This is a genomic window from Flammeovirga sp. AWQ4_249, assembly GCF_056161045.1.
Map to the genome: position 1 here is coordinate 41695 of NZ_JBSWYJ010000024.1, position 12674 is coordinate 54368.

12 protein-coding genes are annotated in these 12674 nt (G+C 31.0%); 7 read left to right on the forward strand and 5 right to left on the reverse strand.

Annotation, left to right across the window (positions count from 1 at the left end):
• Positions 1-522: 522 nt before the first annotated feature.
• From ACXAHM_RS17130 to ACXAHM_RS17145, 4 genes are all read left to right on the forward strand, one after another.
• Positions 523-1149 (forward strand): sigma-70 family RNA polymerase sigma factor, encoded by a 627-nt coding sequence (locus ACXAHM_RS17130; RefSeq protein WP_474962216.1) that lies wholly within the window; start codon positions 523-525, stop codon positions 1147-1149.
• Between the two features lie 350 nt (positions 1150-1499).
• Complete coding sequence (gap, locus tag ACXAHM_RS17135; protein WP_474962294.1) at positions 1500-2495, forward strand: type I glyceraldehyde-3-phosphate dehydrogenase; 996 nt, start codon at positions 1500-1502, stop codon at positions 2493-2495.
• Between the two features lie 102 nt (positions 2496-2597).
• On the forward strand, positions 2598-3269 hold the full coding sequence (locus ACXAHM_RS17140; protein WP_474962218.1) for a M15 family metallopeptidase: 672 nt from the start codon (positions 2598-2600) through the stop codon (positions 3267-3269).
• Between the two features lie 34 nt (positions 3270-3303).
• Positions 3304-3915 carry a PH domain-containing protein gene (locus ACXAHM_RS17145; RefSeq protein ID WP_474962221.1) on the forward strand — a complete coding sequence of 204 codons (612 nt, stop codon included), beginning with the start codon at positions 3304-3306 and terminating at the stop codon, positions 3913-3915.
• A gap of 43 nt (positions 3916-3958) precedes the next feature.
• On the opposite strand, the gene ACXAHM_RS17150 is transcribed toward ACXAHM_RS17145, so the two are convergent.
• The 3 genes from ACXAHM_RS17150 to ACXAHM_RS17160 all read right to left on the reverse strand — a co-directional run bounded on the left by ACXAHM_RS17150 (position 3959) and on the right by ACXAHM_RS17160 (position 7933).
• Complete coding sequence (locus ACXAHM_RS17150; RefSeq protein ID WP_474962223.1) at positions 3959-5080, reverse strand: GNAT family N-acetyltransferase; 1122 nt, start codon at positions 5078-5080, stop codon at positions 3959-3961.
• Between the two features lie 211 nt (positions 5081-5291).
• Positions 5292-7418, reverse strand: coding sequence for a carboxy terminal-processing peptidase (locus ACXAHM_RS17155; protein WP_474962225.1), 2127 nt, complete (start codon positions 7416-7418; stop codon positions 5292-5294).
• Between the two features lie 59 nt (positions 7419-7477).
• Positions 7478-7933 carry a thioredoxin family protein gene (locus tag ACXAHM_RS17160; RefSeq protein WP_474962227.1) on the reverse strand — a complete coding sequence of 152 codons (456 nt, stop codon included), beginning with the start codon at positions 7931-7933 and terminating at the stop codon, positions 7478-7480.
• Positions 7934-8069: 136 nt separating this feature from the next.
• On the opposite strand from ACXAHM_RS17160, the gene ACXAHM_RS17165 reads away from it, so the two are divergent.
• Entirely contained in the window at positions 8070-8996 is a 927-nt protein-coding gene (locus tag ACXAHM_RS17165) for a DUF3078 domain-containing protein (RefSeq protein ID WP_474962230.1), read from the forward strand.
• Positions 8997-9247: 251 nt separating this feature from the next.
• On the opposite strand, the gene ACXAHM_RS17170 is transcribed toward ACXAHM_RS17165, so the two are convergent.
• Positions 9248-10177 (reverse strand): hypothetical protein, encoded by a 930-nt coding sequence (locus ACXAHM_RS17170; RefSeq protein WP_474962232.1) that lies wholly within the window; start codon positions 10175-10177, stop codon positions 9248-9250.
• Positions 10178-10595: 418 nt separating this feature from the next.
• Here ACXAHM_RS17170 and ACXAHM_RS17175 point away from each other — a divergent pair, with 418 nt between their 5' ends.
• Entirely contained in the window at positions 10596-10943 is a 348-nt protein-coding gene (locus ACXAHM_RS17175; RefSeq protein ID WP_474962234.1) for a 4Fe-4S dicluster domain-containing protein, read from the forward strand.
• 53 nt (positions 10944-10996) lie between these two features.
• Here the strand turns inward: ACXAHM_RS17175 and ACXAHM_RS17180 are convergent, their stop codons facing one another.
• Positions 10997-11515, reverse strand: a complete 519-nt coding sequence (locus ACXAHM_RS17180) for a gamma carbonic anhydrase family protein (RefSeq protein ID WP_474962236.1) — start codon at positions 11513-11515, stop codon at positions 10997-10999.
• 172 nt (positions 11516-11687) lie between these two features.
• Here ACXAHM_RS17180 and trpS point away from each other — a divergent pair, with 172 nt between their 5' ends.
• Positions 11688-12656 (forward strand): tryptophan--tRNA ligase, encoded by a 969-nt coding sequence (gene trpS / locus ACXAHM_RS17185; protein WP_474962238.1) that lies wholly within the window; start codon positions 11688-11690, stop codon positions 12654-12656.
• Positions 12657-12674 lie beyond the last annotated feature (18 nt).

Here is a 12674-nt window from a genome sequence, read left to right on the forward strand (position 1 = left end):
TCATTCACCGTTATATAAATTGTAATTAAAGTATTAAACATCTCATTCTCAATTGAGAATAGATTAAAAATATAAAGATTAAGAGTAATAGTTAGTTTTTGGGTTATGAAAGAGTTGGAAGTTTCTTCTAACTCTTTTTTTTTAACTAAACACACAATAATATTCCCCATTAATAATTGTTTGCACAAATAAAGAAACAATGAATGACCATTCACCGTTATTAATATTGTAATTAACGTCTTAAACACCTCATTTTCAATCGAAAATAGGTTAAAAATATAAAGATTAAGAGTAATAGTTAGTTTTTGGGTTATGATAAAGAGTTGGAAGTTTCTTCTAACTCTTTTTTTATACATAAATGACTAATTATTCATTAATTAATAAAGTTTAGAAATTGTATTTTTAATCTAAAATAATTACCAAAAGCTGAATTTATTTTACTATTTTGCGATGAAATAAGATATAATGAAGATTATTGAACCAAATCAGTAATCAATTTTAAATTCATAGAAGTAACCAACTATGTCAGCCGAACAAGCAATTACAGAATATCGTCCACTATTGTATGCTGTTGCCTACAGGATACTTGGTGTAGCCAGTGATGCTGAAGATATGGTGCAAGACACTTTTATTAAAATTTTAAGAGTGGACTTGACAAAGATTTCTGACATAAAAAACTATTTGATTAAAACGATTACAAATACTTGTCTTAATCACTTAGAATCTTTGAAAAGAAAGAAAGAACAATTAGTTGATAATTGGTCGAATATCACACATAACTTTCATTTTGATCCGATAGAGCATTTTTCATCAGATAAAGCTGCAGAAATCTCTGAAGGCTTAAAAAACATGATGAAAAAATTAAATGATACAGAATTAGGTGTATATCTAATGAAGGAAGCATTTAATCTAAATTATAACGAGATCACAGAGATCGCACGAAAGAAGGCAGATCACTGTCGTCAATTATTCCATCGTTCTAAACAAAAACTAGAAGAGGGTAAAGATAAATTTAGTGTAGATCCAGATCGTCACTTCCAAATTTTCAAGAAGTTCCAACAAGCCAATAAAGATGGCGAAGTTAGAAACCTTGTTGATTTTATCTTTGGAAATAAAAAAAACGCAGAGAAAAAGGAAAAATATAGTTAATAAGTATCATTTGTTAGAGAATACAAACTACTCGTTTAACTCCTAACTAAAAAAATATATTTAGACTTGTCTCAAAAGCATCACATTCATAATAAGGAGATTACAGAATTTAGATTTTGTAATCTCCTTCTTTTTTATTGTAATCTACTGAAATAAAGGTTTTTAATACACTTAAATTTGGTACATCTTTGGGTAAAATTGCCAATAAATAATGATATTTGTCATTCCTCAATACAATCAATAAAAGTATGTTTGCATTGTAGTTATTAAAGAGGAAAGCTAAATAAGAATTCTTCTGAGTAACTCTCAATTTTTGAAGAATTATTTATTCAATTTAATATTTAAATAAAATTATGGCAATTAAAGTAGGTATCAACGGTTTTGGCCGTATCGGACGTTTCGTATTTCGTGCATCAGTAGAAAGAAATGATATCGAAGTTGTAGGTATTAACGACCTTATCGACGTAGATTACATGGCATACATGTTAAAATATGATTCAACTCACGGACGTTTCAACGGTACAGTTGAAGTTGTTGACGGTAACTTAGTTGTTAACGGTAAAACTGTTCGTGTAACTGCTGAGCGTAACCCAGCTGATTTAAAGTGGGATGCTATCGGTGCTGAAGTTGTTGTTGAGTCAACTGGTTTATTCTTAACTGATGAGACTGCTCGTAAGCACATCGAAGCTGGGGCTAAGAAAGTAGTTATGTCTGCACCTTCTAAAGATGCTACTCCAATGTTCGTTATGGGTGTTAACCATGACACTTATGCTGGTCAAGAAATCGTTTCTAACGCATCTTGTACTACTAACTGTTTAGCACCTATCGCTAAGGTATTAAACGATAAGTGGGGTATCACTGATGGTTTAATGACTACAGTTCACGCTACAACTGCAACTCAAAAAACTGTTGACGGTCCTTCAATGAAAGACTGGAGAGGTGGCCGTGGTGCTGGACAAAACATCATCCCTTCATCTACAGGTGCAGCTAAAGCAGTAGGTAAAGTAATTCCTGAATTAAATGGTAAATTAACTGGTATGTCTTTCCGTGTTCCTACACCAGACGTATCTGTAGTTGATTTAACTGTAAACTTAGCGAAGCCTGCTACATATGCTGAGATCTGTGCAGCTATGAAAGAAGCTTCTGAAGGTGATTTAAAAGGAGTTCTTGGTTACACTGAAGATATGGTTGTTTCTAACGACTTCGTTGGTGAAACTCAAACTTCAGTATTTGATGCTAACGCTGGTATCGCGTTAACTGACACTTTCGTTAAAGTTGTATCTTGGTATGACAACGAAATTGGATACTCTAACAAAGTATTAGACTTAGTAGCTCACATCAGCTAATTAGCTGTTACAGTTATTAATTAAAATATTAAAAGGGTAGATCTTCGGATTTACCCTTTTTTTTTGCACATTTGTAATACACATTTTTTATTATTATTTCAAATGTCTAAATATTTTTTCCTTTTCCCTTTTCTATTTATTCATACGTTATATGCTCAGGATTGCACTGATAGTATTTTAAAGAAAAATTGGAAATACAGAGTTAATTTAAGCACTTATATAAGTCAAAAAGAAGGAATTGATATTAACCCCAAAAAAATATATTATGATTTTATGAGGATGCCTATTGGTGTTCCTTTTAATTATGTTGATTTTATTCAAATAAAAAATCAAGAATATAAAGAAATAGAAAATCAACAATTACTCCTCCCCGTTTATATTGAATTTCAAAAAATGAGAACGGATGCTCTTTCGAAGAATATCCATATTAATATAAGATCATCTTACAGAAATAAGCATACTCAAGAAATAGTTTACAGAAAACATGGCCCTTCAATTGCTGAAAAGCCTGGTTATTCTGAACATCACCTACTTACAACAATAGATATTCGCTATTGTGGTGAAAACACTAAATTGTTTCTTTGGCTCTTAAATTATGGACATGAATACGGTTGGATTCCTACTTATTTTTTTAGAATAGAAAAAAATATCCGTCAAGAATCGTGGCATTGGAGGTATGTGGGTTATGAAGCAGCAAATTGGTTTCGCTGTACCTGGAAACAAGAATACTCAAAAGAAATAAATCGTTTATCAGATTCTTTTGGCAGAATTTGATAATCAAAATCAATCTATATAAATTTTATTACTTATGTTCAAAAAACTAGCATCAGATATGATGGGTTTAAGTGATATTGGAAAAATCATTGACCCAGTAGACTATGATAAAGTAGATTCAGATGACTATATCATGCATGAAGAAAATGAGAAAATTTTCTTCTTAATTAAATCAAAAACTGATGAATATTGCTTCACAAATACAGCTTTTATACATCTTGATGGTACCTCTGCAGTTAGTACAAAGAGAGTATTGTATAGATATCCCTACAAAAAGTACTTCTTTTCTAGTGTAAAGCTAGAAACCGCTGGAAATATTGATCTTGACGTTGAAATAAAATTCAACTTAGGAGATATGAATTTCAGTATTGATGTTGACAGGAAGCAAATTGAGAGACTGAAAGATTTATACAAGTCTTTGATCAAAATTGCTTCTCTTCAAGATAGTAACCTTAATGCATTTAGAACTGCAAATGAAAGTGTTGATAATGCTCTTCATGCTTTCAAAGGTACTTTTGGAAGTAATACTACTGCTCAAGAATTTTCGTCTTTAAATGAATATATCTTTAATTTCAGAACTGAAAAATATAAGGAATTTCATAAAGAAGACTTTAGTGAAGTTTTTGAGTTATTTATCAATAACTAATAAAAAGGCCATTGAAAGTGAATCAATGGCCTTTTGTTTTATATTATAATGCTTTTGAAAAGCATCTTTTTCTCTTATGTTGAATGTGATCGTAGTTTTTCCAGTTTTGAATTGCTTTTTGATTTGTCTCAAACATACCAGTAGTTTCTAGATATTTGATGCCATTTTCTTTCATCGTTTTTTGCAATTCACCAACCAACATAACTCCACCTCCAAGTCTTTGTAATTTTGGATGTACAGCTGTTAATAACATATCACAAGTATCATTCTTCTTTAAAGCTTTATAGATATGATACCAACCGAAAGGCCAAATGCTACCGTTAGCTTTTTGAAGTGCTTTAGAAAGTGATGGCATACCAATTACAAAACCCATCATTTCCTCATCTTCTTCAGTTACTAAAACTTTGACATATTTAGGTGACAACAACTTTAAGAATTTCTTCTTATAGTATTCTATCATTTCTTTATCAAAAGCAATAACACTATATAATTCTTTAAAAGCTTCTCCTAATAAATTAAAGATATCATCAGCATATTTTACTAATTCATCTGATGAATCAAAAGAGATAATTTTTGTTTTCGTTCTCTTCATTAATAAAGTAGCACCCTTCATTCCTTTTTCAACAATGCCATCATCCATTGTTAGTCTGAATTCAATCCAATCTACTAATTTATCATATCCTAATGCCTCTAAATGTTCTTTATAATAAGGTAAGTGATATTCTGAAGCAACAGAAGGTAAATAATCATGACCTTCAATCATCATTCCCTGATGGTCCAAATTAGTAAATCCTAAAGGTCCAACAATTCCTGTCATCCCCTTATCTTTACCCCATTTTTCAGCAGTTTCTAATAATGCTTTAACAACTTCACGATCATCAGTAAATTCTAATCTTGTAAAACGAACATTTTTCTCATCTGCTTTTTCATTATACTTAGCATTGATTATTGCTCCAATTCTGCCGACGCATTTTCCATTTTTAAACGCTAACCAATAGGAAGTTTCACAAAATTTTTCGAACGGGTTATCAGCATCAAAAATTGAGAGTTCATCCTTTTTAATTGGAGGCACCCAATATTTATTACTTTTATATAATTCAAACTGAATATCTACAAATTGCTTTTGATCTTTTTTACTAACTACTGGACGGATCTCAATACTCATGATCTATATTTATTCTAATAGAATTTTATTCTTTTTTCAAGATGCAATTTAAAACCAAATTATTTATTGGACTAAAATTGATGCATAAAAGTTATTCATTCAAGTTAAATAACAGTTAAAAAAATTGAATCTTTATACTCTTAAAAAATTTATATAAAAAAAGCTACGATATCACTATCGTAGCTTTCCATTATTCTAGATAAATCGAATATTATTGAACCATCATATCAGATAAGATCAATGACACCTCTTTGATGTATTCATCTTTTTTGATTGATTCAGCCCACTTCTCTGCAGATTTATTGATTACTGAATCTGGCTTAGTAGTAGGGTAATGATCTTTCATTACTGTAATATTAAATTCATCATGAGTTTTATTTGCTTCACGTAATTTTTTAGACTCTTCATCTAAACGTTTTTGTTCCACTTTAAACTCTTCAAGATTTAATGTATAATATTTTTTCTCATCTTGTTTTTTCAATCTCAATGCATTCTCTTCTACCATATTGAACACTTCATTATCCGCAACTCTTTGTTCAGATTTAGCTTTTAAGTCTGCAATTGGTAATTGTTGAGGCCACATTGAATATTTAGAAGGTTGGATTTCATCCCATGGTAAAACATATGGAAGGTCTTCTTCTCCTACTTCCAAGTAAGCATATGTATCAGGCAATTTAATGTCGGGACTTACACCTCTCACTTGAGTTGCTCCACCATTAATTCTATAGAACTTTTGAATCGTTAATTTCAACGATCCTAATGGTTTAAAATCATCTAAGCGTGACATTCTATCTAAATCTATAAAACGCTGAACTGTACCTTTACCAAATGAATTAGAACCAACGATTACAGCTCTACCATGATCTTGTAAAGCAGCAGAAACAATCTCAGAGGCAGATGCACTCATTCTATTGATCATTACTACTAATGGACCATCATATTCAATATTGTTGTATTCAGGTTTTAAAGTTTTAGAACCTGACACTTTACTTTTCACTTGAACAACTGGACTCTTTCCAACAAAGTGACCTACCATTTCAACAGCATCACCAAGTGAACCGCCACCATTGTTTCTTAAGTCTAGAACGATACCATCAACATTTTGACCTTTTAATTTCAAAATCTCTTGATAAACATCCTTTCCACTTGATCTACCATTTCTATCAGAGAAGTCTACATAGAAACTCGGTAAATGAATTAAACCTATTTTCTTACCTGTATCTTTGTCCTCAATAACAGCTGATTTAGCATAAGACTCTTCTATTACAACAACATCTCTTATAATTGGAATCACTACAATTCTTCCATCAGGTTTTCTTACTGTTAAACGAACTTCAGTACCTTTTGGGCCTTTAATCAATTTGATTGAATTCTTCAATGACATTCCTGAAATATCCACTGGATCATCTTCTCCCTGAGCTACTTTTAAAATAAAGTCATTGGCCTCTAAATCGCCTTGTCTCCATGAAGCACTACCAGTTATGATATTTACTACTTTTACTTCACCACCAGTTTGTTGTAATCTCGCTCCAATACCTTCAAAATGACCTGAAATTTCAGTGTCAAATTGCTCTTTTCTTTCTGGGGGAAAATATTCTGTATGAGGTCCATAAATTGCGATCATTGAATTGATATATAAAGCATAATGATCTTCTTCATCTTGTTTTTTCATGTAATCAAAAACATCCTTATAGTTAGTAAGTACATTCTTTCTTACTTCAGCCTCAATTTCATCATAAGATTTTGGCTTATAATCTTCTCCTTTTTCCTTTGCATCTTTTTTCTTAGTTTCTTCAGCTTTTAATTTTGAATTCATTCTAAGAAGAGCTGCATATTTTAGAGATTTTCTCCATCTGTCATACCTTTCCTTTTCATTTTTAGGAAATTTCATTTCATCTCTATCAAAAAGAATTTCTTCTTTTTTAGTAAAATCAAATGACTTAGATAATATCTCTTCTGTAATTGCTTCCACTTCTTCTCTTCTTTGATTAAAAGTAGAAACAGATAAAGCATATAAATCTGTAGTTTGGTTATTTCTTATTTCCTCGTCTAATTTATCCTTAGACTTACTAAATTTATTAATATCGCTTTTTAAGAAATATCTTTTATTAGGATCTAAATTTTTTAAATATTCATTGTATGCATTTTCACTAAATTCATCATCTATTTCTACAGTATTGTAATGCATTTGTTTTAATGCTGTAAACAGTAGACTTCTTTTAATTGCATCTTTATTACTATCCTCTGGTGCTTCTATTCTTGCTAATAATGAAAAGCCAAATAACCCTAAACCAACTAAGAGAATTGGTAAAATGAGTGCTTTTTTTGTTTTATTCATTCTTTAAAAATCGTTTTTATTGTTCTAAAATGGGCTGTAATTTTTTACAAACTATAAATCTAATCAACTTGACGTTTATATTTCTTTAAAATTTCTAAAAAACTGTCAGTATCTCTATATCCAACATATACTTTATCCTTTCCATCAGGATGTATAACTACTATTGCAGGGTAACTGTTTATATCATGCGTCGTTGCAAAGGATTCATTGGTATACTTTTTACCTTTGAATTCAAAAGATCCATCTTTTTCAGGATTCAATTTCACAGCATGATAATTTTGTGTGACATAATCAACAACATCACTATTCTTAAAAGTTTTCTTATCTAATATTTTACACCACCCACACCAATCTGTGTAAACATCAATAAATATTGGTTTACCATCATTTTTTGAATTTTCGATTGCATTATCAATACTTTTCCACTCTATCTCTTGATTGATATTCAATAGATTAAAAGAAGAACATAGTATTCCAGTAGTGATTATTAAAAAATATAATGATATCTTGTTCATGTTAATTAACTGAGATGATTATGAAATATATGAAGAATTTCTTAGACAACATTAATTTTTATTTATTTCTTTATATTGTTTTAGTTTAAAAGGATATTTATACCTCTTTATTTTTTTATAAACAGACAAATTTCTAATGCAATCTAGAATTAAACTTATCTTTCTATTTGTCCTAACATGTCACTTATCTAATAATTTAACTGCCCAAGATACAACTGCTGTAGATTCTACTTCTACCCTTTGGAAACACAGTGGACAATTTGGTGTAAACTTTTCTAATGTTGGACTTGTCAATTGGTCTGGTGGTGGAGAAAGTTCATACTCTTTTGGTGGAATAATTAATTACAAAGGAGTTCATGAATCAGTTAAAGCAATAACAAGAGTATATACTAATTTAGCCTATGGCTTAATACATCAAGACAATAGCCCGTATGCATTTAAGAAAACAGATGATCAATTAAATTTAGGAGCTGACTACAGCTATAAGTTAAACCAAAAATTTCTTATCACTGCAGCAGGTGATTTCAGATCTCAATTTGACAAAGGTTATGAATATTCTTTAGATGATTCTACGAGTGTGGAAATGGAAACACAAATTTCAGAATTCCTCGCTCCAGGCTATTTAAATATCAATGTCGGTATTACCTATAAACCTACAGATTATGCTTTCTTGACAGTATCACCTTTTGGCAATCGTATGACTTTCGTAAGAGATACTATATTTTCTGAAAAATATGGTTTAGACCCTGGCCAGCAGTTTCGAGATGAAAATGGTTTGAACATAAAACTAGGTTTTGACAAAGAAGTAGTTAAAAATGTTACAATAAAAACGATCTACAATATGTTTGCACCTTATAACAGATTGAGTGAGTGGGTTGTAAACTGGGATTTTGCTTTAGATATGAAAATCAATAAATATTTGAATTGTAATTTTACAACACAATTAATTTATGATCCAGATGTAATGGTCGAAAGGAGCGACAATACAGTTGGCCAAGCTGTTCAATTTAAACATGCCTTAAATATTGGTTTAGTATATAAGTTTGGTGAAGAAGAAAAATAAAAAAAGGCTACTCATTAACAGTGAGTAGCCTTTTTTGTGCCTTATTCATTTTTCACATCATTTATTTCAGACACTATATTTTGAGAGTCTTTGGGACCACTCATCATAAAATATAATAATCCTGACGCGAATAATATAGGCATTGAAATTAGGATAATGCCAATAAATAATTCCATAGTAGTAATTATGACAGTCTAGGTGTTTGCTGTAATTATAATACTTATTTACATACCTAACAAACACTCTTACCACTAATTACAATTTGTATAAGCAAATTGTTGGTTAATATTATAATCAATACCATTCTGCGTAAATGGAGGAATTCCTCCAGAAACAGGATAGCCTTTGTCATTTGTAGTGTAAGTAAACTGATCTTCATACACAATGTTAGATCCATACACTCCATCAAGTTGTCTTGAATATAGAATCACTCTACCACTAAGATATTCCTCAAATGCTTCAAATTCACCTGTGTGATTCAACAAGAAAACATTTTGCCCATAGATAGATGAGAATAAATAATTTTCAATTAATGAAACTGCATAGAAATTTAAACCATGGTAAGGGTTTTTCACATTTTCATTAAAGCTAAATTCTAAATAATCATATTTATCATCACCATAATATGATTCTACTTGAGACAAAATACCATTCTCATAATTTAATGTAACAGCATATTCAACTCCAGATTCAATATCATTAGAAGTCAATGCAGCTACATTTCCATTTCCATCATAAGAAAACGTAAAAGTAGCATCTGTATTATCAGCATAATGAATTGTTAAAGCATGTGCTCTCCCATCAACATTTTGAAGAGAAATAACTTCTTCATCACCTAAATTTACGGAGCTTAGTAAACCGTCTGAATACAAGAAGCTGAATTGAAATCCTAACTCACCCATTGTGGTACTCCTACCAAGAGTATCTGTGTAAACGTCTCTAAACATAAATGTGTATGAGTTCATTTCACCAGCATCATTGTATGTATATGTTTTACTTTCCGTTGAAACTCTTGCTTCTAACGACCCATCAATAGATAATTGCTGAGTATATACATCAGATTCCAAAGAGCATGAAGCTAGAATTGGACTTGTAGATGGCATATTAATGCTTTCATCTTCAGAACAGGCAATGAATGCTAGGAAAGGAATCAAAAGAAATAGTGTTTTAAGTTTAATCATGAGGCTTAATAAAAATATGTTATTAGTAATAATCTTCGTAACTAATATTAACAATAAAATTAGATTTTTTAAATCTTTGTTATAGGATTAGTTTCATAATGAGTTTATTTCACAATTGAGACTTCGAAAAATTATATTTAGAGTTGTACTTGAAGAAGAAAAAACTTTTTTTGTGTTTTATAACTTTTTGTTATAGAATTATAATAATTGATAATAACACCCCATATTTTAATAGATTTTTTATCGTTGATGACCTATACCTATTGTTTTTTGAAATAATAACATACAAATTTGTAAAACATATCACTCAAGTAGGAGTTGGTATATTATTATGTAAACAAACAAAAGCGTCAACTCAATCATTTTGATGTTAGAGAACCGCTAACCGATTGACTCTTTTTTTAAAATAGAAAACAATATGGCAATTATTATCACAGACGAGTGTATCAACTGTGGAGCATGTGAACCAGAATGCCCAAATACAGCAATCTATGAAGGTGGTGTGAATTGGTCATGGGGTGAAGGTACCGAACTTAAATCTGTAGAATTAGAAGACGGTACTTCTATTGACGGTGCAGAAGAACAAGAACCTGTATCTGACGAGTTTTACTATATCGTTCCAGACAAGTGTACAGAATGTATTGGTTTCCATGAAGAGCCACAATGTGCTGCTGTTTGTCCAGTTGATTGTTGTGTAGATGATCCTGATTACAGAGAAACGGACGACGAATTATTAGCAAAAAAAGAATGGTTACACGATGAGTAAACCATTTTAAATATAAAAAAGGCGATGTATGAATATATATCGCCTTTATTGTTTTATTCCTCTTCTTCAAACCAACTGCTATACATCACATAATTATTAGCCGTTCTTTCAAAAACAGCTTTTAATTTATCATCTAATGGTTTAATCTTTTTAGCTGGAATACCTGCATACAAATATCCAGACTCAAGTCTTGTATTTTGAAGAACAACTGCACCTGCTGCAATCAAGACATTTTCTTCTACTAATGCATCATCCATCACAATTGCTCCCATACCAACAAGTACATTGTCATGAATGGTACAACCATGAACCAAAGCATTATGACCAATCGAAACATTATTACCTAATGTTGTCGCGGAAGTTTGATAAGTAGCATGAATAACTGCTCCATCCTGAATATTACATTTATTCCCTATTGTAATTTTATTCACATCCCCCCTTACAACTGCACTAAACCAAACACTACACTCTTCTCCCATTGTCACATCACCTACAATAGTTGAGTTTTCAGCCAGAAAACAACTTTCTGGAATAACTGGATGTACTCCTTTTACTTTTTTTATTAATGCCATATTTTTTTATTTCAAAGTTAATGGGCTATGATTTCATGTTCAATGTTCAAAGTCACTCTTTTTTTATAAGAAAGATAAAATGTTGTGAGTTATTTAGTTTTTAGTGGTTTATTTTTTTGTTATTTTCGCACATTAAATCAAAGCAAAAATCAGATAATTCAGACATTTAAATATGGCAAGAATTCTAACAGGAGTACAAAGCTCTGGAAGACAACATTTAGGAAATGTTTTAGGTGCGATCTCACCAGCAATTGAACAAGCAAATGCGAATTCAGGTGAAGATTTTTTATTTATCGCTGATCTTCACTCGATGACAACGGTAAAAGATGCTGAAGAACGAAAGTATAATGTTTATGCAACAGCAGCTGTTTGGCTCTCATTAGGTCTTAACACTAACGAAAACATCTTTTATAGACAATCACAAATTCCAGAAGTTTGTGAATTAACATGGTATTTAAGTTGTTTAACGCCATACCCTATGTTGGCTAATGCTCATTCATTTAAAGATAAAGCAGACAAATTATCAGATGTAAATGCTGGTTTATTTACTTACCCTGTATTAATGGCTGCTGATATCATTTTATATGATGCAGAAAAAGTACCTGTAGGAAAAGATCAGAGACAACACCTTGAAATCACAAGAGATATTAGCTCTGCTTTTAATAGACAATATGGTGAAACATTCGTTATGCCTGAGGCTGTTATTAATGAGCAAATCATGACAATTCCTGGTACAGATGGCAGTAAAATGAGTAAGTCATATGGAAATATCATTGATATCTTCTTACCTAAAAAGGAATTGAAGAAACAAGTGATGAAAATTCAGACAGATTCATTACCATTAGAGGCTCCTAAAGACCCTGATACTTGTAATGTATTTGCCTTATACAAATTATTAGGCTCTGCAGAACAAATTCAGCAAATGAGAGACAACTACACAGGGGGGAATTATGGTTATGGTCATGCAAAAACTGCTCTTCTTGATTTAATCTTAGAAAAATATGCTGAGCCTAGAGAGAAGTTTGATTATTACATGGCTAACCTTGATGAACTTGAAAAAGAACTTCAAAAAGGAGAAGAAAAAGCGAGAGTAATTGCTAGAAAGAAGTTAGCAGAGGTTCGTCAAAAAATAGGTTACTAAAAAATTAATAAACAGATA

What these genes read in the sequence shown, in the direction of transcription:
- ACXAHM_RS17160 (WP_474962227.1), bottom strand. Translation starts at nt 7,933, where the DNA reads ATGAACAAGATATCATTATATTTTTTAATAATCACTACTGGAATACTA.
- ACXAHM_RS17150 (WP_474962223.1), bottom strand. Translation starts at nt 5,080, where the DNA reads ATGAGTATTGAGATCCGTCCAGTAGTTAGTAAAAAAGATCAAAAGCAA.
- ACXAHM_RS17170 (WP_474962232.1), bottom strand. Translation starts at nt 10,177, where the DNA reads ATGATTAAACTTAAAACACTATTTCTTTTGATTCCTTTCCTAGCATTC.
- ACXAHM_RS17180 (WP_474962236.1), bottom strand. Translation starts at nt 11,515, where the DNA reads ATGGCATTAATAAAAAAAGTAAAAGGAGTACATCCAGTTATTCCAGAA.
- ACXAHM_RS17145 (WP_474962221.1), top strand. Translation starts at nt 3,304, where the DNA reads ATGTTCAAAAAACTAGCATCAGATATGATGGGTTTAAGTGATATTGGA.
- ACXAHM_RS17140 (WP_474962218.1), top strand. Translation starts at nt 2,598, where the DNA reads ATGTCTAAATATTTTTTCCTTTTCCCTTTTCTATTTATTCATACGTTA.
- ACXAHM_RS17130 (WP_474962216.1), top strand. Translation starts at nt 523, where the DNA reads ATGTCAGCCGAACAAGCAATTACAGAATATCGTCCACTATTGTATGCT.
- trpS (WP_474962238.1), top strand. Translation starts at nt 11,688, where the DNA reads ATGGCAAGAATTCTAACAGGAGTACAAAGCTCTGGAAGACAACATTTA.
- ACXAHM_RS17175 (WP_474962234.1), top strand. Translation starts at nt 10,596, where the DNA reads ATGGCAATTATTATCACAGACGAGTGTATCAACTGTGGAGCATGTGAA.
- ACXAHM_RS17155 (WP_474962225.1), bottom strand. Translation starts at nt 7,418, where the DNA reads ATGAATAAAACAAAAAAAGCACTCATTTTACCAATTCTCTTAGTTGGT.
- ACXAHM_RS17165 (WP_474962230.1), top strand. Translation starts at nt 8,070, where the DNA reads ATGCAATCTAGAATTAAACTTATCTTTCTATTTGTCCTAACATGTCAC.